We start from the raw sequence: 19,853 nt of genomic DNA on the forward strand, positions 1-19,853 counted from the left end.
GTGGGAAATAGAGGCTGAGCAGCCAGGCGATCAGTCCGAGCGCGCCGGCGACCAGCGCGAGCGCGAGCACCGCGACGAACAGCCGGCGCGGCAAGGCCGAGAGGCCCGGCGCGGCGTCCAAGCTCAGGGACATGCCACCAAGGCGCGTGTCGTGACCACGTAGGCGCTCATGTCCGGCGTCGCGGTGATGTCTTCCTGGGCCAGGCGCTGCTGCGTCGCCGTATCGAGCTTGGGCGGGCGCATGACCCGCACGACGCAGCCCTTCGGCGCATCGCGCGTCGTCACCGCATCGGCCTCGGCAGCGACCTCGAAGGCGACGAAATAGGTGGGATCGCCGATCTCGATGCCGAAGGAGCGGTTGGCGACGGCCGGCGTCTTGAGCGGCAGGGTGAAGGTCAGGGTCAGCACCTTGTTCTCGTAGACCAGCCCTTCTTCCCCGGGCTTGCCGAATTCCTGCGCCTTGCCGTTCGCCTTGGCTGTGGTGAAGAAATCGACATCCGGCAGCGATTCGATGTTGACCTTGGCGAGCTCGGCGAGCTCGTCCGGCGTCAGCTTGCCGTCGCCGTTCTTGTCGAGCCCCTGGACCATATAGGCCGAATAGGCCTCGTCGAAGCTCCAGCGATGGCGCAGCGCCTGCACCGCGCCGTCGGGCGTGTAGATGATCTCGGTGCGCGAGGTCACGAAGACGTGCGGATGCGCCATGGCCGGCAGCGCGAGGCCGAGCGAGGCGATGATGGCGCAGAGCGCGAGCGATCCGGTCTGGCGACGCGGCACGGTGGCATTTCCTCGAATCTGCGGCGGAATCGGCAGCGCATGCTAACAAAAACGCGCGCTTTGCGCCTAGCCCGCAATCGGCTGCGAGACCTGCCCAGCCTTCCCCCGCAAAGGCGGCCAAATCGCGGCGCGCCCGACATTGGCGCAGTCTGGAATTGCACCAGACTGATTTGACGGCATCCCGGCGGTATGACAGCAATACTGACATAACAACGGGTTGGAGGCCGGCGATACCGTCCCCATAATCCCTGCGGGGTTCGATCTTCGGGAGGTCGTTCATGGCCGAGACGCAGCAGAACTCCGGGACCGATGCGCTCCGCGCTGTCGCCCTCGACGACAAATACGACCTTTCGAAGCAGCAGATCTTTCTGACCGGCACGCAGGCCATCGCCCGCATGCTGCTGGTCCAGCGCGAGCGCGACCGGCGCGCCGGGCTGAACACCGCGGGCTTCGTCTCCGGCTATCGCGGCTCCCCGCTCGGCGGGCTCGACCAGCAGCTCGCCCGCGCCGGCAAGCAGCTCAAGGCTGCGGACATCGTCTTCCAGCCCGGGCTCAACGAGGATCTCGCGGCGACCGCGATCTGGGGCACGCAGCAGGCCGAGCTCTCCGGCGAGGGCAAGCATGACGGCGTGTTCGGGCTCTGGTACGGCAAGGGGCCCGGCGTCGACCGCACCGGCGACGTCTTCCGCCATGCCAACATGGCCGGCACCTCGCGCCATGGCGGCGTGATCTGCCTGCTCGGCGACGACCACACCGCCGAATCCTCGACCAACGCTCACCAGACCGAATTCGTCCTGGTCGACCGGATGATGCCGATCCTCAACCCGGCCGGCGTCCAGGAAATCATGGACTACGCCCTGCACGGCTTCGCACTCTCGCGCTTCGCCTCGGTCTGGGTCGGCATCAAATGCGTCAAGGACAACATCGAATCGACGGCCTCGGTCGACGGCTCGGTCGAGCGCGTCCAGATCGCGCTGCCCGATGACTACGTCATGCCGCCGGGCGGGCTCGGCATCAGGCGCGAGCTCGACTTCCTCGACCAGGAAAAGCGGCTCCACGTCCACAAGCGCGAGGCGATCCTTGCCTATCTGCGGGCAAACAGGCTCAACCAGACCATCCTCGCGGGCGGACAAACGCCGCGCATCGGCATCATCACCGTCGGCAAATCCTATCTCGACGTCCGCCAGGCGCTGGAGGAGCTCGGGCTCGACGAGGTTAGGGCCAATGATCTCGGCATCCGCCTGTTCAAGGTCGCATGCCCCTGGCCGCTCGACGCGCAGGAATTGAAGGCGTTCGCGGCGGGGCTCGATCTTGTCATGGTGGTCGAGGAGAAGCGCTCGCTGATCGAGGTGCAGCTGCGCGAGGAGCTCTACGGCACCACGCACCAGCCCATGATCGTCGGCAAGAAGGACGAGAAGGGCGAATGGCTCTTCCCGGTCCATGGCGCGCTCGACCCCAATGATGTCGCCATCGCGCTCGGCGCCCGTCTGTTGCAATACCGCGACGATCCGGCCCTGCGCGCTCGGCTGGAGGTGATCGCCGCCGCCCAGGGCCGGCTCGCCGAGGCGCAAGAGGTTGCCAAGCGCACCCCCTATTTCTGCTCGGGCTGCCCGCACAACACCTCGACCGTCGTGCCCGAGGGCTCGCGTGCCTCTGCTGGCATCGGCTGCCATTTCATGTCGCTCTGGATGGACCGCGACACTGCCGGCTTCACCCAGATGGGCGGCGAAGGCGCCAACTGGGTCGGCGAGGCTCCGTTCTCGACGCGCGGCCACATCTTCCAGAATCTCGGCGACGGCACCTACACCCATTCCGGCTCGCTCGCGATCCGTTGGGCGGTCGCCTCGGGCGTCAACATCACCTACAAGCTGCTCTACAACGACGCGGTAGCGATGACCGGCGGCCAGCAGGCGGAAGGGCATCTGACGCCCGACCAGATGGCGCGCCAGGTCGCGGCCGAAGGCGTCGCCCGCATCGCCGTCGTCTCGGACGAGCCGACGAAATACCCGGCCGGAACGCTCTGGCCGCCCGGCACCACGCTGCACCATCGCGAGGATCTCGACACCGTCCAGCGCGAGCTCGCAGCGACGCCCGGCGTCTCGCTGCTGCTCTACGACCAGACCTGCGCCACCGAGAAGCGCCGCCGGCGCAAGCGCGGCGCCTATCCCGACCCGGACAAGCGCGTCATCGTCAACGAGCTGGTCTGCGAGGGCTGCGGCGATTGCGGCGTCCAGTCGAACTGCGTCTCGGTGCAGCCGCTGGAGACCGAGTTCGGCCGCAAGCGCCAGATCGACCAGTCGAACTGCAACAAGGACTTTTCCTGCCTGAAGGGTTTCTGCCCCTCCTTCGTCACCGTACATGGTGCGCGGCCGAAAAAAGCGGAGCCGCGCGCAGCGGGCGCCTCGAAGCTCGGCGCCGGCGAACTGCCCGAGCCGCGGGTGCCGGTGCTCGACCGCAATTATGCAGTCGTCGTCACCGGCGTCGGCGGCACCGGCGTCGTCACCATCGGCGCGATCCTCGGCATGGCCGCGCATCTCGAAGGCAAGGGCTGCGGCATGATCGACATGGCCGGCCTCGCCCAGAAGGGCGGCGCCGTCTTCAGCCATGTCCGCCTCGCCCCGACGCCTGAGGAGATCCACGCCATTCGCGTCGCCGCAGGCCAGGCCGATCTCGTGCTCGGCTGCGACCTCACCGTCACCGGGTCGAAGAAGGTGCTGGGCGCGATCCGCCCGGGTTCGACAGTCGTCGTCAACACCGCCGAGAGCCTGCCCGGCGACTTCACCCGCAATGCCGATTTCTCGCTGCCGACCGAACGGCTGAAACGGGCGATCCTCGCCGCCTCCGGCCGCGACCACACCCATCTCGTCGATGCGACCGCCGCGGCGGTCGCCTTCCTCGGCAATGCCATCGCCGCCAACATGTTCATGCTCGGCTATGCCTGGCAGCATGGCGGCGTGCCGCTCTCGCGCGCCGCGCTGCTGAAGGCGATCGAGCTCAACGGCGAAGCCGTGGGGATGAACCGGCAGGCCTTCGAGCTCGGCCGCCGGGCCGCGCATGATCCGGCCGCCCTGCTCGCCGCGCTCGCGGAGGCGAAGGCCCCGACGCAGGCCCGCCAGCTCTCGCAGACGCTGGACGAGATCATCGCCCGCCGCGTCGAGCATCTCACCGGCTACCAGAACGCCGCCTATGCGGCGCGCTATGGTGACCTCGTCGAGAAGGTCCGCGCGAAGGAGGCGGCGGTGCTGCCCGGCCAGAGCGCCCTCGCCGAAGCCGTCGCGCGCAATCTCTTCAAGCTGATGGCCTACAAGGACGAATACGAGGTCGCGCGGCTTTACAGCGACGGGGCCTTCCGCAGGCAGGTCGCCGCGACCTTCGAGCAGGACAGCGCCTCCGGCGGGAAGCTGCGCTTCGAGTTCCATCTCGCGCCGCCGCTGCTGGCCAAGCGCGATCCCAATACCGGCCTGCCGCGCAAGATGAGCTTCGGCCCGTGGATGATAGGCGCCTTCGGCCTGCTTTCGAAGCTGAAGGGCCTGCGCGGCACCGCCTTCGACCTCTTCGGCTATACGCAGGAGCGCAGGACCGAGCGGCAGCTGATCACCGATTACGAGGCGCTTCTAGCCGAGATCCTGGCGAAGCTGACGCCCGAGAACCACGCGCTCTGCGTCGCCCTCGCCGCGATCCCGGAGAAGATCCGCGGCTTCGGCCATGTCAAGGAGCGCCATCTCACCGCGGCCAAGGCCGAGGAGGTTGAATTGCTAAGGCGCCTGCGCGACGGTTCGGCCGAGGCGTTGGCGATGCCGCGGGCGGCTGAGTAGTTCCGTCCGCGGTCAGCCGAACCGGGCGTGACGCTTGCGGTATTCCGCCGGGGTGACGCCGACATGGCGGGCGAAGGCCCGCCGCAGCGTGTCGGCATCGGCAAAGCCGCAAAGCGCCGCGACCTGCTTGGGCGCCTCCTTCCCGCCTTCCAGGAACTGCCGCGCGGCGGAGACGCGCGCCGTCTCGACCCAGGCGGCCGGCGTCAGCCCGACCTCGCTGCGGAACAGTCGGGCGAAATGACGCGGGCTCAACTCCATGCGCCGCGCCATGCTGGCGACGCTGTGATCCCCCGCCGGATTGGCCGCGACCCAGCGCTGGACCTCCTGCAGGGCCGAACGCCCGGCGGGCTCGGCCTCGCCCTTGCGGCTGAACTGGAGCTGGCCGCCGGGCCGCTTGAAGAACATCACCAGCTGGCTCGCGACCTTCAATGCGATCTCACGGCCGAGGTCCTCTTCGACCAGCGCCAAGGCAAGGTCGAGCCCAGCGGTGACGCCAGCAGCAGTGCGCAGGCGGCCATCACGGACATGGATGGCATCCGCATCGACGGTCACCATCGGATAGCTCCGCGCTAGCTGCTCGGCCACCGCCCAATGGGTGGTGATGCGATGGCCATCAAGCAGGCCGGCGGCGGCGAGGATGAAGGCGCCGCTGCAGACCGAGCCATAGCGGCGAGTGAGCGGCGCTTGCGCGCGGAGCCAGGCGAGAAGATCGGGCGCGGGCATCATCTCCGCCGCCTGCGGCGCGCCGGCAACAAGCAGCGTGTCGATCTCCTCAGCACGGGCATCGGTGATGGAGAGATCAGGCAGCAGCCTGACACCCGACGAGCTGGCGAGCGGACCTGAATCAGGTGCGACGACGAGCAGACGATAGCGCTCCGCGCCGGCCTGCCGGTTCGCTTCGGCGAAGACGTCGAGCGGTCCGGAGACGTCCAGCAGCTGGACGCCACGCACGGCGAGGACGGCAATCGTCCTGATTGGCGGCATGGCGATGCTCCATGTCTCCCTGAATCCGCTTTTGGCATAAATCGACGCGCTACGTCAATTGAGGACAAAGCCATGCCTCGCTAGCCTCCGGCCGAACTCATCCGCAGGAGGCCCTGATGACGACGATCCATGGCGTGAGCATTCCCGACAGCAGACTGGCGCGCGCTGCGACCGAGCTGGTGCGCGACACCGAGACGCCGCTGCTGTTCCACCATTCCAGCCGGGTCTATTATTTCGGCGCGCTGGCCGGCCTGAAGCGCAAGCTGAGCTTCGATCGCGAGCTGCTCTATGTCGGCGCGATGTTCCACGACATGGGGCTGATGCCGCAGCACAGCAGCGCCGATGAGCGCTTCGAGGTCGACGGCGCCAATGCCGCGCGCGATTTCCTGCGCGGACACGGCATCGCCCAGGCGGATATCGACACGGTCTGGACAGCGATCGCGCTGCACACCACGCCCGGCATCCCCAAGCACATGCATCCGGTCGTCGCGCTGGTCACGGCCGGCGTCGAGATGGACGTGCTCGGCCTGACCTATGGCGAGTACAGCAATGCCGAGCGCGAGGCCGTCGTCGCCGCCCATCCGCGCGACGAGGCTTTCAAGGAAGAGATCATCCAGGCCTTCTTCGACGGCATCAAGCACAAGCCGGAGACCACCTTCGGCAACGTCAAGGCGGATGTGCTCGCCGACAAGGACGCCGGGTTCAGGCGCGGGAATTTCTGCTCGGTGATCCGCTGCTCACACTGGCATGGGCCGTCGCGGCCGGTCTGCGAACCTTGAGCCGGAGCCCGCACGAACGTTCAAGACGGGCAGGTACCTGCCCTGTTTTCCTCCGCGCTCGCTCAGGGGCTGCGGAGGACATCATGGACGGACTGGCCGGGTTTCTTCTCGCCGGCGTCGCGCTCACCGGTAGCCCGGGCCCGGCGACGCTGAGCCTGACGGCGACCGGTGCCGCCTTCGGCATCCGCCGCGGTTTCGCCTATGGCGCCGGCATCACCCTCGGCATGCTCGCAGTGATGGGGCTGACCGCCAGCGGCGTCGTCACCGCCGTGCTGGTCCTGCCGGGCCTCGCTCCGCTCGTAACTGCGCTGGCTGCGCTCTACTTCCTCTACCTCGCCTTCCGCATCGCGACGGCGCCACCGCTCACCGAGGCGGGCGACGATGCGGCCGCCCCCTCCTTCGCCGCCGGTTTCGCGCTCTCGCTCGTCAATCCGAAGGGCTATGCGGCGATGGCAGCGCTGTTCTCGGGCTTCGCCCTGCTGCCGCGGCAGCCGGCCTTCGATGCCGGCCTCAAGATCGGCCTGCTCCTTCTCGTGATCGCCATCGTCAACATCGCCTGGCTTCTGGCCGGCTCGGGCCTCACCGGGCTGTTCCGCGAGCCGCGAAGCAACCGCATCGTCAACCTGATCTTCGCCGCGCTGCTGCTCCTGTCGCTTGCCGCCGCGATCAGATGGTGAGGCGATGACGCTCCCCCTGCTCCAGCCGGCCGAGGAAGAACCTGAGCAACCCCACGACCTCGTCGAGATTGGTCTCCAGCAGCCAGTGGCCGCCGTCGAGCAGGTGCAGCTCGGCATGCGGCAGATCGCGCAGATAGGCGCGCGCGGACGCCTCCGGCATATAGCCGTCCTGCGGCCCCCAGACGATCAGCGTCGGCGGCTGATGCTCGCGCAGATAGGCCTGGTAGCGCGGGAACCAGTCGAAGTTCTCCTTCCAAACCTCCATCAAGCCGACGCTGATCTCGCGCCGCTTCGGCGTGTCCATCAGCGGCCAGTGAAGTTTCCAGAGGTCTGGCGGAATCCGGCTGGCGATCTCGGGGCGGACCTCGTTGAGGAACTCCTCGCGAAAGCCCGCTTCGCTGACGGCGGCCTCGAGCTTCCTGCGCCCCTCCGGCGTCGGCTTTCTCCAGTACGCCTTCATGCCCTCGTATTTCGGCCCGAGCGCGTCCTCGTAGATGTCCCCGTTCTGGATGATCAGCCCGGTGATGCGCTCCGGCGCGCGCCTGGCGAGCTTCAACCCGATCCAGGTGCCGTAATCGTGCAGATATAGCGCGAAGCGCTCCAGGCCGAGACGGTCGGCGAAGTCTTCCAGCAGGCGCGAATAGCCTTCGTAGTCGTAGCTGAACCCGTCAGGTGTGGCGCTGTAGCCGAAGCCCGGATAATCCGGCGCAATCAGCCGCCAGCGGTCTGCGAGAGCCGGCAGCAGGTTGCGGAACTCATAGGACGAACAGGGATAGCCGTGCGGCAGGAGCAGCACCGGCGCGTCGCGCGGCCCCGCCTCGCGATAGAAGATCTCGACGCCGCCGATCTCGATGGTGGCATGGCTGACCGGCGTATGTCGGCCGCCGGCGCGAACTGCGTCCTGCATGGCGCTGCTCCTTCCTCATTGTCGACGAAACGCACGGCGCGCATGCCGGTTCTCCCGGATGGCCGGCTCGACTTGAGTTTGCGATGAAGCCGGCCGCATAGTGCCACCATCCGCTTGAATGACCGAAAGGCCGGCGAGCTTTGATTTCCGAGGACGAGCTGCGCAGGATCGCCGCCTGGTCGAACGACCTTGCGCCGGAAGAGTTCGAGGAAGCGCGGCGCGGCACCACCATCAAGACCTATGGCAAGGGCGCCCATGTCTGCCATGTCGGCGACCGCCTGGAATCCTGGACGGGCGTCGCCGACGGCCTGCTGAAAATGAGCACGACCTCGCGCAGCGGCAAATCGGCGACGCTCGCCGGGCTTCGGGGAGGCGCGTGGTTCGGCGAGGGCACGATCATCAAGAACGAACCACGGCGCTATGATCTCGTCGCGCTACGCGAGACCAAGGTCGCGCTGATGCGGCGCCAGACCTTCTTCTGGCTGTTCGAGCACTCCGCCGCCTTCAACCGCTTCCTGGTCCACCAGTTCAACGAGCGCCTCGCCCAGTTCATCGGCCTCGCCGAATACGACCGCATGTTGGGCGCGACCGGGCGCCTCGCCCGCAACCTCGCCTGGCTGTTCAACCCGATCCTCTACCCCAGCCAGGACCGGACGCTGGCGATCTCGCAGGAAGAGCTCGGCCTGCTCGCCGGCATCTCCCGCCAGATGGCCAATCAGAGCCTCGCCAAGCTCGCCGATCTCGGCCTTGTCGAGGTCGGCCACAACGAGGTGACGATCCTCGATCTGGAGCGACTGGCCCGCTACGAGGGGTGAGCGGCGTCAGCGCTAAGAATCCCCGCCCGGCGCGAAGAAGCAGAGCAGTTCGCCGGCATCGTTGATGCACAGATGCCAGAGCCCGTCCGGCGAGAGACGGGCCTTGTCATGCGGGATCTGGAGGATCAGCGGTTCGCGGCGTTCCTTCGGCCACATCGGATGCCGCCCCGGCGCGATGGTCACGACGAAGCCGGTTTTGCCGAGCTTCACCTCGCGGGGATCGATCTGCGCGCAATCGGCGCCCGAGCAGCAGGCGAACGGGTATTCCCAGCCTTGGGGAGCCTGGTGCGCGCGGGTTACGCTCGCGCCGGCAGCGAGCATGATCGCTATCGTGATCGAGGCAAGAACGCGCATTGGCCGGTCCCCGCCCTGAAACTCCCGCCGGAATGCGGTGGATCGAAGGCATTTGGCCCGCGCGCTGCTGCTCGACGGCCACCAGCAGCCGATCAGGATCGGGGAGGCACTGCTTCCAGCGGCGCTTCTCGCGATTGCGTGAAAGCACGCCGACCTGCTTCGGCTGACGACGGTGCTACCTCCTTCACGATTGGAGGAGGTCTCAAGCCTTTGAAATTTCTACGGAAGCGCCGATTCTGCGGCCTTTCGGCCAAACCTCGGCGGGACAATAGCGCCCCAAATGCATCCTGTCTGTCAAGTGCCTCCTTGCACGGGGTCGGGCCACCTGCAAAGCTTGCATGATCGCACAAGGGGCCGAATGGCCCGGACAAACCCGCGACAGACGGGGCGACAGGGTGGAGACAAAGATCGTGGCAAGCGCTGCCGCCGGCGAGGCGGATACCTTCCCGAAGCTGCTGACGCGCAATGCCCGCGAGCGCGCCGCGCGCGTCGCGTTCCGGCATAAGGATCTCGGCATCTGGCAGTCCTGGAACTGGGCGGAGGTCGTCGAGCAGATCCGCGCCTATGCAAGGGGAATGCAGGATCTCGGCCTGAAACGCGGCGAGAAGGTCGCCATCGTCGGCTACAACCGCCCGCGCCTCTATTGGTCGATGGCTGCGGCGCAGTGGCTCGGCGCGATTCCGGTGCCGGTCTATGCCGACAGCGTCGCCGACGAGATGGCCTATGTGCTCGACCATGCCGGCGCGGTCTTCGCCTGCGTCCAGGACCAGGAGCAGGTCGACAAGATCCTCTCCGTCGCCGAGCGCCTGCCCAACCTGCGGCACATGCTCTATGACGAGCCGCGCGGCCTGCGCGACTACGATCACGCCAAGCTCCACGACATCAGCGAAGTGATCGAGACCGGCCGTGCCGCCCTGAAGGATCCGGCCGCCAGCGCCGCGCTCGACGCCGAGATGGCGCAGGGCACGGGCTCCGACCTCGCCATCATCCTCTACACCTCGGGCACCACCGGCCGGCCCAAGGGCGTGATGCTCAGCCACTACAACGTCATCACCGCCGCCGAGATCGGCTGCGCCTTCGACGGGCTGAACGAGAGCGACGAGATCATCGCCTATCTGCCGATCGCCTGGGTCGGCGACCATGTCTTCTCCTATGCCCAGGCGATCATCGCCGGCTTCTGCGTCAACTGCCCGGAGGGCCCGGAGACCGTCGTCGACGACCGCCGCGAGGTCGGCACCACCTACGCCTTCGCGCCGCCGCGCGTCTTCGAGACGATGCTGACCATCACCATGGTGCGCATGGAGGATGCCGGCCCGCTGATGCGCAAGGTGTTCCACTACTTCCTCGGCGTGGCGAAGAAGTACGGCGAGAAGATCCTCAACGGCGAGCCCGTGCCGCTCGGCGCCCGCCTGCTCTACAAGCTCGGCGACATCGTCATCTACGCGCCGCTGCGCAACCGCTTCGGCCTGACCAACATCAAGGTCGGCTACACTGCGGGCGAGGCGATCGGCCCCGAGCTCTTCCGCTTCTACCGTTCGATCGGCGTCAACCTGAAGCAGCTCTACGGACAGACCGAGGCCGGCGTCTACATCACCATGCAGCCGGACGGCGAGATCAAGGCCGATACGGTCGGCCGGCCGGCCCCGCAGGTCGAGATCCGGATCGACGACAATGGCGAGGTGCTCTACCGCTCGCCCTCGATCTTCCGCGGCTACTACAAGGACGAGGAGAAGACCGCCGAGACGATGACCGCCGACGGCTATGTCCGCTCCGGCGATGCCGGCTTCTTCGACGAGGGCGGCCATCTCAAGATCATCGACCGCGCCAAGGATGTCGGGAAGCTCAATTCGGGCGATCTGTTCCCGCCGAAATACATCGAGAACAAGCTCAAATTCTATCCGAACATCAAGGAGGTCGTCGCTTTCGGCCAAGGCCGCGACTACGCGACCGTGGCGCTGAACATCGACCTCACCGCCGTCGGCAACTGGGCCGAGCGCAACAATGTCGTCTACGCCTCCTATCAGGAGCTCGCCGGCCACCCGCTGGTCTACGACATGATGGCCAAGCACGTCGACGAGGTGAACCGCTCGCTCGCCGCCGAGCCGATGATGGGCGGCGCCCAGATCAAGCGCTTCCTGATCCTGCACAAGGAACTCGACGCAGACGACGGCGAGTTGACCCGCACCCAGAAGGTCCGCCGCGGCTTCATCGCCGAGCGCTACGCGCCGCTGGTCGAGGCGCTGTACAATGGCTCCACCGAGGCCGACATCTCGACCGAGGTCACCTTCGAGGACGGCCGCAAGGGCATGATCTCGGCCAGGGTCAAGGTCCGCGACGCCAACACCTACCCGGTCACGGCCCCGGCCGGCGCCATCGCGGCGAAGGAGGCGGCATGAACGCGCATCCGATGAACGTCACCGGCGAGCCGGTCACCGGCAAGGGCGATGTCCTGCTTTCGGTCGAGAACGTCTCGCTGCGTTTCGGCGGCGTGAAGGCGATCACCGACGTCTCCTTCGACATCCGCAAGGGCGAGGTCCGCGCCATCATCGGCCCCAACGGCGCCGGCAAGACCTCGATGCTGAACTGCATCAACGGCTTCTACCATCCGCAGGAAGGCCGGATCACCTATAAGGGCGTCCGGCGCAGCAAGGTCCGCCCGCACCAGGCCGCCGCCGCCGGCATCGCCCGCACCTTCCAGAACGTCGCCTTGTTCAAGGGCATGTCGACCCTCGACAACATCATGACCGGGCGCACGCTGAAGATGCGCAGGGGCTTCTTCTGGCAGGCCCTGCGCCATGGCCCGGCGATGAGCGAGGAGATCGAGCACCGCAAGGTCGTCGAGGACATCATCGACTTCCTGCAGATCGAGCACATCCGCAAATTGCCGGTCGGCAAGCTGCCCTACGGGCTGCAGAAGCGCGTCGAGCTCGGCCGGGCGCTCGCCATGGAGCCGGAGCTGCTCCTGCTCGACGAGCCGATGGCCGGCATGAACCTCGAGGAGAAGGAGGACATGTGCCGCTTCATCCTCGACGTGAACAACCAGTTCGGCACCACCATCGCTCTGATCGAGCACGATATGGGGGTCGTCATGGACCTCTCCGACCGTGTCGTCGTGCTCGAATACGGCCGCAAGATCGCCGACGGCACGCCCGACGAGGTCAAGGCGAACCAGAAGGTCATCGATGCCTATCTCGGAGTGGCGCACTGATGACCGCCGCATTGAAGAACCCGCGCGCAGAGGGGAAGAGCGCATGAGCGACGTCGCCGCGCAGCCCGCGCCCAGTCTCCTTGCCAATGGCTGGATCAAGACCGGCCTGATCGTCGCCGGCGTGATCGCCGCGGCACTGATCGGCGCCCAGCTCGACCCGTCGGGCACCGTTCACAAGATCTTCGTCGACCCGTTCCAGCAGATGGTCCAGGCGCCCGACCTGCTCGCCCAGACGATCTGGGAAGGCCTGGTTTCCGGCGTGCTCTATGCGCTGATCGCGCTCGGCTTCGTCCTGATCTTCAAGGCTTCCGGCGTCTTCAACTTCGCCCAGGGCATCATGGTCGTGTTCGCGGCGCTGACCCTGGTCGGCCTGCACGAGAAGGGCGTCCCGGCCTTCCTCGCGGTCTTCCTGACGCTCGGCGTGATGTTCGTGCTCGCTGTCACCATCGAGCGCGTGGTGCTGCGCCCGCTGGTCAACCAGCCCGACATCATCCTGTTCATGGCGACCTTCGGGATCACCTATTTCCTGATCGGCTTCGGCGAATCCGTCTTCGGCGGCAACCCCAAGCAGATGATCACCAGCGAGCTCTATCTGCCGAAAGGCGCGATCGACGCCAAGATCCTCGGCGGCATCGTCTCTTTCCAGAAGATCGACATCGCGGCTGCGATCATCGCCTCGCTGATGATCGCCGCGCTCGCCGTCTTCTTCCAGTACACCCGCATCGGCCGGGCGCTTCGGGCCGTGGCCGATAGCCACAAGGCGGCGCTCTCGGTCGGCATCTCGCTCAACCAAATCTGGGTGATCGTCTGGTTCACCGCCGGCATCGTCGCGCTGATCACCGGCATCATGTGGGGCGCGCGCTCGGACGTCTCCTTCGCGCTCGAGATCGTCGCGCTGAAGGCCCTTCCGGTGCTGATCCTCGGCGGCTTCACCTCGATCCCCGGCGCCATTGTCGGCGGGCTGATCATCGGCATCGGCGAGAAGCTCGGCGAGTTCTACTGGGGCCCGCTGATCGGCGGCGGCATCGAGAGCTGGCTCGCCTATTTCATCGCCCTGGGCTTCCTGCTGTTCCGGCCGCAGGGCCTGTTCGGCGACAAGATCATCGAACGCATCTGAGGGGCTGACACGTGTTCTACCGCGAAGCCGGCCAATTCAAATCGACCTACGCCGCCGACATGGCCGTGTTCCCGATCCGGCAGGACCGGATCGGCATCGCCGTGATCCTCGCGATCGCCTTCATCGGCATCCCGATGATCGGCAACGACTTCTTCATCTCCTCGGTGATGATCCCGTTCCTGGTGTTCTCGCTGGCGGCGATCGGGCTCAACATCCTCACCGGCTACACCGGCCTGATCTCGCTCGGCACCGCCGCCTTCATGGGGGTCGGCGCCTATTCCTGCTACAAGCTGACGACGATCTTCCCGGGCGTGAACGTCATCGTGCTCGTTCTGGTCTCCGGCTTGTTCTCGGCGGCGATCGGCGTGCTCTTCGGCCTGCCTTCGCTGCGCATCAAGGGCTTCTATCTCGCGGTCGCGACGCTGGCCGCGCAGTTCTTCCTGCAATGGGCCTTCGTGCGCGTGCCCTGGCTGTTCAACTACAACGCTTCGGGCGCCATCGAGGTGCCGCAGCGCCTGTTCTTCGGCCTGCCCATCACCGGCGCCTCGGCCTCGCCGGAGACCCGCTACTTCGTCTGCCTCGGCCTCGTCGTCGTCCTCACCTGGTTCGCCTCGAACCTCGTCCACGGCAAAATCGGCCGCTCCTGGATGGCGGTGCGCGACATGGACATCGCCGCCGAGCTGATGGGCATCAAGCTGCTCAACGCCAAGCTGCTCGCCTTCGCCGTCTCCTCCTTCTATGCCGGCGTCGCCGGGGCGATGATGATCTTCTTCTGGTATGGGACGGCCGAGGCCGCCGACGTCTTCAACATCCGCCTCTCCTTCAACATCCTGTTCATGGTCATCATCGGGGGCTTGGGCTCGCTGATCGGCTCCTTCTTCGGCGCGGCCTTCATCGCTAGCCTGCCGACCATCATGAAATTCGGCCTGCCGGCGCTGGGCGTGCCGCTCACCGGCGCCGCCGCCGAGCATGTCACCTTCATGCTGGTCGGCGGCCTGATCATCTTCTTCCTGATCGTCGAGCCGCACGGCCTCGCCCGGCTCTGGCAGATCGCGAAGCAGAAATTGCGGACGTGGCCTTTCCCCTACTGAGTCGGGGAAGAGGTCCAAGAAGACGACCCGCGGCAAATCACAAGCGGCGGGCATTCAAGAGGCGGAACGGCCCCGGCCGCATCCGACGTAACCCACGGAGGAAGCAATGATGAAGAGCAGCATGATCAAGGGCGTAGCGCTCGGCGCGCTTCTGGCGGCGGGCGCCCTCGCCGCTCCCGCCAATGCGCAGGACTCGGTCTACTTCGCCAACAACGCCTACCGCACCGGCCCGTTCTCCGGCTCCGGCATCCCGATCGGCGACGGCATGCGCGACTACATCACCATGATCAACGAGCGCGACGGCGGCGTGAACGGCGTCAAGATCGTCTACGAGGAGTGCGAGACCGGCTACGACACCAAGAAGTCGATCGAGTGCTACGAGCAGGCCAAGTCGAAGAACACCATCGTCTACTCGCCCTGGTCGACCGGCGCGACGCTCGCCGCGATCCCGCGCGCCCATGTCGACAAGATCCCGATCCTGTCGATGGCCTACGGCCTCTCGGCCTCGGCCGACGGCACCAACTTCCCCTGGGTCTTCATCCCGCCCTTCACCTATTGGGACGGCGCCTCCGTCATGGTGAAGCACATGGCCAACGAGCTTGGCGGCATGGACAAGCTCAAGGGCAAGAAGCTCGGCCTGATTCATCTCGACGCGCCCTTCGGCAAGGAGCCGATCCCGGTGCTCGAGAATCTAGCCAAGAAATACGGCTTCGAGGTCAAGCTCTACCCTGTGGCGGCTGCCGACATGCAGAACCAGGGCTCGCTCTGGCTCTCGATCCGGCGTGACCGGCCCGACTTCCTCTACAACCAGGGCTGGGGCGCGATGAACCCGACCGCGGTCAAGGAAGCGATCAAGAACAACTTCCCGATCAACAAGCTGGTCGGCGTCTGGTGGGCCGGCGGCGACGATGATGCCCGCGCCGGCGGCGCCGAGGCCAAGGGCTACCGCTCGCTGAGCTGGGCCGCGGCCGGCACCGACTTCCCGGTGATGCAGGATATCCTCAAGCACGTGGTCGAGAAGGGCAAGAGCACGACGGCCAAGGACAAGGTCGGCGAGGCCCTCTACAACCGCGGCGTCTACAACTCGATGCTGGTCGTCGAAGGCATCCGCAACGCCCAGAAACTGACCGGTAAGAAGGTCGTCAACGCCGAGGACATGCGCCGCGGCCTGGAAGCCCTGAACATCACCGAGGCTCGCCTCGCCGAGCTCGGCATGAAGGACTTCACCACGCCGACGCAGGTCTCCTGCACCGACCATTCCGGCCACAGCAAGATGTTCGTCGCCGAGTGGGACGGAGCCAAGTGGACCCGCAAGGGCGACTGGATCGAGCCGATGAAGGACGAGGTCCGGCCGCTGATCGAGGCCAACGCCAAGGACTATGTCGAGAAGGCCGGCAATTGGCCGAAGCGCACCGAGTCCTGCGAGAAGTCGTCCTGATCTGACGAGTGCCAATCCTTCTCCCCTCCGGGGGGAGAAGGTGTCTGCGAAGCAGACGGATGAGGGAAGTCTTGCACCACCTCATCCGTCCGTCCCTCATCCGACCCGGCTGACGCCGGGCCACCTTCTCCCCCCGAGGGGAGAAGGATTGGAGGTTCAATGTCCACCGCCACCCTGGAAATGCCCACGGCAGCGACCGCGACGGACACCATCCTGTCGCTGAACAATATCGAGGTGATCTACGATCACGTCATCCTGGTGCTGAAGGGCGTCTCGCTGCAGGTGCCGCGCAAGGGCATCGTCGCGATCCTCGGAGCCAACGGCGCCGGCAAGACCACGACGCTGAAGGCGATCTCGAACCTGCTCAAGGCCGAGCGCGGCGAGGTCACCAAGGGTTCGATCGTCTTCGACGGCGAGCGGGTGGACCGGATGTCGCCGAGCGAGCTGGTGCGCCGCGGCTGCATCCAGGTCATGGAAGGCCGGCACTGCTTCGGCCATCTCTCGATCGAGGAGAACCTCCTGACCGGCGCCTTCACCCGGCGCGACGGCAATGCCGCGATCAAGCGCGACCTCGAGAAGATCTACGAGCTCTTCCCGCGCCTGAAGCAGCGCCGCAACTCACAGGCCGGCTACACCTCCGGCGGCGAGCAGCAGATGTGCGCGGTCGGCCGCGCCATGATGTCGAAGCCGAAGATGATCCTGCTCGACGAGCCGTCCATGGGACTGGCGCCGCAGATCGTCGAGGAGATTTTCGAGATCGTGCGCCGGCTCAATGCCGAGGAGGGCGTGTCCTTCCTCGTCGCCGAGCAGAACACCAACATGGCCCTGCGCTACGCCACCTATGGCTACATCATGGAGACCGGCCGCGTCGTCATGGACGGCGAGGCGCAGATGCTGCGCGAGAACGAGGACGTCAAGGAGTTCTATCTCGGGGTTGCCGAAGGGGCCAAGAAGTCGTTCCGCGAGGTCAAGAGCTACAAGCGCCGCAAGCGCTGGCTGTCTTGAGCACAACGGCCGCGAATCCGCCGCATGAAGGGTCCAGGGCCTGAGCGATGCTCTATCTCGTCATCGTCCTCCTGCTCCTCGCCTTGATCTTCGGACCGCAGTTCTGGGTCCGTCGCGAGATGGAAAGGCACGCCGTGGCGCGGCCCGACCTGCCGGGAACCGGCGGCGAGCTCGCCCGCCATCTGCTCGACCGGTTCCAGCTCGGCGCGGTCGCGGTCGAGACCACGGCCGCGGGCGACCATTACGACCCCGACGCCCGTGCGGTCCGCCTCTCGCCGGGCAATCATGACGGCCGCTCGATCACCGCCGTGGCGGTCGCCGCGCATGAGGTCGGCCATGCCATCCAGCATGCGCAGGGCAGCACCCTGTTCATCGCCCGCACCGGGCTCGCGCGCCTGCTCGGCATGATCGACAAGGTCGCGATGGTCGTGCTGGTCACCGCCCCGCTGGTTGCGATCCTGACCCGCGTGCCCTCGATCGCCCTGATGCAGTTCGGTTTCGCCATCGCGCTGCTCGGCATCGGCCTTGTCGTGCATCTGGTGACGCTGCCGCTCGAATTCGACGCCAGCTTCGGCAAGGCGCTGCCGATCCTGACCACCGACGGCTATCTCCACCCCGGCGACGTGCCGGCGGCGCGCGGCGTGCTGCGAGCGGCGGCGCTGACCTATGTCGCCGGCGCACTGGTCGGGCTGCTGAACTTCCTGCGCCTCCTGCGCTTCATCCGATGAGCGACGCCATTCCCCCGAGGACCGAGCGATGAGCGAGCATTACGACGATCTCGAAACGCTATCGCCAGCGGCCCGCGAGGCCGCTCTGTTCGCCCGCCTGCCCGCCGTACTCGAGGCAGCGCTGGCGACGCCGGGCTATCGCGTCCATCTCGCCGGCATCGATCCGGCCGCGGTCCGCGATCGCGCCGCCCTTGCGCGCCTGCCGGTCCTGCGCAAGGCCGACATGCCAGCGCTCCAGCAGGCGGCGCCGCCTTTCGGCGGCTTCACCACCGCGCCGCTCGGCTCCTTCGGTCGGCTTTTCACCTCGCCTGGGCCGATCTTCGAGCCGGAAGGCACCGCCAGCGACCCCTGGGGCACCGCGCGCGGCCTGTTCGCCGCCGGGATCCGCAAGGGCGACATCGTGCTGAACACCTTCGGCTACCATCTGACGCCCGGCGGCTTCATCATGGATTCCGCCGCCCGGGCCATCGGCTGCGCCGTCATCCCGGCCGGCCCCGGCAACACCGAGCAGCAGCTCGAAGTGATCGGCGCTTATAAGCCGAGCGCCTATACCGGCACGCCGGACTTCCTGAAGATCCTGATCGAGGCTGCCGATGCGCGCGGCGTCGACATCTCCTGCATCAAGCGCGCCGTCGTCTCGGGCGCCGCCTTCCCGCCCTCGCTGCAGGATTGGGTGCGGGCACGCGGCATCGACGCCTACCAGCTTTACGCCACCGCCGATCTCGGCCTGATCGCCTATGAGACTTCGGCCCGCGACGGCATGGTGCTGAACGAGAACCTGATCGTCGAGATCGTCCGGCCGGGCACCGGAGACCCGGTCGCAGAAGGCGAGGTCGGCGAGATCGTCGTCACCAATCTCGACCCGCATCATCCGCAGATCAGGCTGGCCGTCGGGGATCTCACCGCGGTGCTGCCGGGCGCCAGCGCCAGCGGCCGAACCAATGCCCGCATCAAGGGCTGGATGGGCCGGGCCGACCAGACCGCCAAGGTCAAGGGCATGTTCGTCCGGCCCGAGCAGGTCGCCGAGATCGCCCGGCGCCATGCCGAGATCGCCAAGCTGAGGCTCGTCGTCGGCCGCGCCGACGAGGTCGACACGATGACCCTCAAGGCCGAGATCTATGCCGAGCCGAAGGGTTTCATCGACGCGGTCTCCTCGACCCTGCAGCAGGTGACGAAGCTCAAGGGCACCGTCGAGGTCCTGCCGCTCGGCGCCCTCCCCAATGACGGTAAGGTCATCGCCGACGAGCGGCCGGTGGGCTGACCCGCCAGATCAGTTTCGGGAGAGCTGACCGGGTGGTCGGGTTCAGGCCAACGTTTGCAGTCCGAACACCTCACCCCTACCTCTCTCCTTCCGGGAGAGGGGGTTCCCCGCGCTTACCAGTCGATGGCCGGCTGCCCCTTCGTCTCGAGCCACGCATTCGCGCGCGAGAACGGCTTCGAGCCGAAGAAGCCGCGCCGCGCCGAGAGCGGCGAGGGATGGGGGCTGGCGATGACGAGATGGCGGCTCTCGTCGATCAGGCCGCGCTTACCCTGCGCCGGTGCGCCCCAGAGCAGGAAGACGACATGCGGCCGCGAGGCCGAGACGGCCGCGATCACCGCATCCGTCACCGCGCCCCAGCCGAGAGACAGATGCGAGCCCGCCTTGCTGGCGCCTTCGCGCACGGTCAGCGCCGTGTTGAGCAGGAGCACGCCCTGCTTGGCCCAGTCGGAGAGATCGCCGCCAGGCGGCGCGGCGAGATTCAGGTCCTCGGCCCGCTCCTTGTAGATGTTGACCAGCGAGCGCGGCAGCGGCGGCGGGCCGACATAGGAGAAGGCGAGCCCGTTGGCATGGCCTGGCGTCGGATAGGGGTCCTGACCGAGGATCACGGCGCGGACGGCATCGAGCGGGGTCAGCGCCAACGCCGCCAGGAACCGCTCCGGCGCCGGAGCCACGACATGGCCCGCGGCGCGCTCGGCATCGACCGCAGCACAGGCACGCGCCACCGTCTCATCGCTGAAGACCGGAACATCGCGCCAGGAAGCGGAGGCGGGCGAAGCAAGAAAGGCGGCGAGCGCCGTGCAGAAGGTCGGCATCGTCAATACTGCTGGCGGGAGAAGACTTGGTCATCCCGGCCGTAGCGCAGCGAAGAGCCGGGATCCAGGCCTGAACCTCAATCGGCCA

At 66.9% G+C, this 19,853-nt stretch carries 17 protein-coding genes; 12 read left to right on the top strand and 5 right to left on the bottom strand.

Annotated features, from left to right (window positions below; translation table 11 throughout):
• Positions 1-123: 123 nt before the first annotated feature.
• Complete coding sequence (locus RKE40_RS23060) at positions 124-774, bottom strand: DUF1007 family protein (protein WP_316020550.1); 651 nt, start codon at positions 772-774, stop codon at positions 124-126.
• A gap of 278 nt (positions 775-1,052) precedes the next feature.
• Between RKE40_RS23060 and RKE40_RS23065 the strand changes: the two genes are divergently transcribed.
• Positions 1,053-4,589: an indolepyruvate ferredoxin oxidoreductase family protein gene (locus tag RKE40_RS23065; protein WP_316020551.1), complete on the top strand. Its 3,537-nt coding sequence runs from the start codon at positions 1,053-1,055 to the stop codon at positions 4,587-4,589.
• A 12-nt stretch (positions 4,590-4,601) separates the two neighbouring features.
• On the opposite strand, the gene RKE40_RS23070 is transcribed toward RKE40_RS23065, so the two are convergent.
• On the bottom strand, positions 4,602-5,573 hold the full coding sequence (locus RKE40_RS23070; protein WP_316020552.1) for a GlxA family transcriptional regulator: 972 nt from the start codon (positions 5,571-5,573) through the stop codon (positions 4,602-4,604).
• Positions 5,574-5,689: 116 nt separating this feature from the next.
• On the opposite strand from RKE40_RS23070, the gene RKE40_RS23075 reads away from it, so the two are divergent.
• Both RKE40_RS23075 and RKE40_RS23080 read left to right on the top strand, forming a co-directional pair.
• The gene (locus tag RKE40_RS23075; RefSeq protein WP_316020553.1) at positions 5,690-6,352 is read left to right on the top strand and encodes an HD domain-containing protein; all 663 of its coding nucleotides are present in this window, start codon (positions 5,690-5,692) and stop codon (positions 6,350-6,352) included.
• Between the two features lie 83 nt (positions 6,353-6,435).
• Positions 6,436-7,029: a LysE family translocator gene (locus RKE40_RS23080; RefSeq protein ID WP_316020554.1), complete on the top strand. Its 594-nt coding sequence runs from the start codon at positions 6,436-6,438 to the stop codon at positions 7,027-7,029.
• Here RKE40_RS23080 and RKE40_RS23085 read toward each other — a convergent pair.
• Entirely contained in the window at positions 7,019-7,936 is a 918-nt protein-coding gene (locus RKE40_RS23085) for an alpha/beta fold hydrolase (RefSeq protein ID WP_316020555.1), read from the bottom strand. The genes RKE40_RS23080 and RKE40_RS23085 overlap by 11 nt on opposite strands.
• 140 nt (positions 7,937-8,076) lie before the next feature.
• Here RKE40_RS23085 and RKE40_RS23090 point away from each other — a divergent pair, with 140 nt between their 5' ends.
• Positions 8,077-8,751: a Crp/Fnr family transcriptional regulator gene (locus tag RKE40_RS23090; RefSeq protein ID WP_316020556.1), complete on the top strand. Its 675-nt coding sequence runs from the start codon at positions 8,077-8,079 to the stop codon at positions 8,749-8,751.
• A 12-nt stretch (positions 8,752-8,763) separates the two neighbouring features.
• Here RKE40_RS23090 and RKE40_RS23095 read toward each other — a convergent pair whose 3' ends face one another.
• Positions 8,764-9,105 (bottom strand): hypothetical protein, encoded by a 342-nt coding sequence (locus tag RKE40_RS23095; protein ID WP_316020557.1) that lies wholly within the window; start codon positions 9,103-9,105, stop codon positions 8,764-8,766.
• Positions 9,106-9,515: 410 nt separating this feature from the next.
• Here RKE40_RS23095 and RKE40_RS23100 point away from each other — a divergent pair, with 410 nt between their 5' ends.
• The 8 genes from RKE40_RS23100 (at position 9,516) to RKE40_RS23135 (ending at position 18,953) form a co-directional block, all read left to right on the top strand.
• Positions 9,516-11,501, top strand: a complete 1,986-nt coding sequence (locus RKE40_RS23100; protein ID WP_390893500.1) for an AMP-dependent synthetase/ligase — start codon at positions 9,516-9,518, stop codon at positions 11,499-11,501.
• A complete protein-coding gene (locus RKE40_RS23105; protein ID WP_316020558.1) occupies positions 11,498-12,313 on the top strand; it encodes an ABC transporter ATP-binding protein in 816 nt (271 codons plus the stop codon). The genes RKE40_RS23100 and RKE40_RS23105 overlap by 4 nt, the downstream gene beginning before the upstream one ends.
• A 202-nt stretch (positions 12,314-12,515) precedes the next feature.
• Positions 12,516-13,430 carry a branched-chain amino acid ABC transporter permease gene (locus tag RKE40_RS23110; protein WP_316020585.1) on the top strand — a complete coding sequence of 305 codons (915 nt, stop codon included), beginning with the start codon at positions 12,516-12,518 and terminating at the stop codon, positions 13,428-13,430.
• Positions 13,431-13,441: 11 nt separating this feature from the next.
• Entirely contained in the window at positions 13,442-14,521 is a 1,080-nt protein-coding gene (locus RKE40_RS23115) for a branched-chain amino acid ABC transporter permease (protein WP_316020559.1), read from the top strand.
• Between the two features lie 106 nt (positions 14,522-14,627).
• On the top strand, positions 14,628-15,959 hold the full coding sequence (locus RKE40_RS23120; protein WP_316020560.1) for an ABC transporter substrate-binding protein: 1,332 nt from the start codon (positions 14,628-14,630) through the stop codon (positions 15,957-15,959).
• 159 nt (positions 15,960-16,118) lie between these two features.
• Positions 16,119-16,964: an ABC transporter ATP-binding protein gene (locus RKE40_RS23125; RefSeq protein WP_316020561.1), complete on the top strand. Its 846-nt coding sequence runs from the start codon at positions 16,119-16,121 to the stop codon at positions 16,962-16,964.
• Between the two features lie 47 nt (positions 16,965-17,011).
• On the top strand, positions 17,012-17,692 hold the full coding sequence (locus tag RKE40_RS23130) for a zinc metallopeptidase (RefSeq protein WP_316020562.1): 681 nt from the start codon (positions 17,012-17,014) through the stop codon (positions 17,690-17,692).
• A 28-nt stretch (positions 17,693-17,720) separates the two neighbouring features.
• The gene (locus RKE40_RS23135; protein WP_316020563.1) at positions 17,721-18,953 is read left to right on the top strand and encodes a phenylacetate--CoA ligase family protein; all 1,233 of its coding nucleotides are present in this window, start codon (positions 17,721-17,723) and stop codon (positions 18,951-18,953) included.
• Between the two features lie 113 nt (positions 18,954-19,066).
• Here the strand turns inward: RKE40_RS23135 and ung are convergent, their stop codons facing one another.
• Complete coding sequence (gene ung, locus RKE40_RS23140; protein WP_316020564.1) at positions 19,067-19,765, bottom strand: uracil-DNA glycosylase; 699 nt, start codon at positions 19,763-19,765, stop codon at positions 19,067-19,069.
• Between the last annotated feature and the right edge of the window lie 88 nt (positions 19,766-19,853).

This window comes from Allobosea rubneri (assembly GCF_032464875.1).
Taxonomy (GTDB): domain Bacteria; phylum Pseudomonadota; class Alphaproteobacteria; order Rhizobiales; family Beijerinckiaceae; genus Allobosea; species Allobosea rubneri.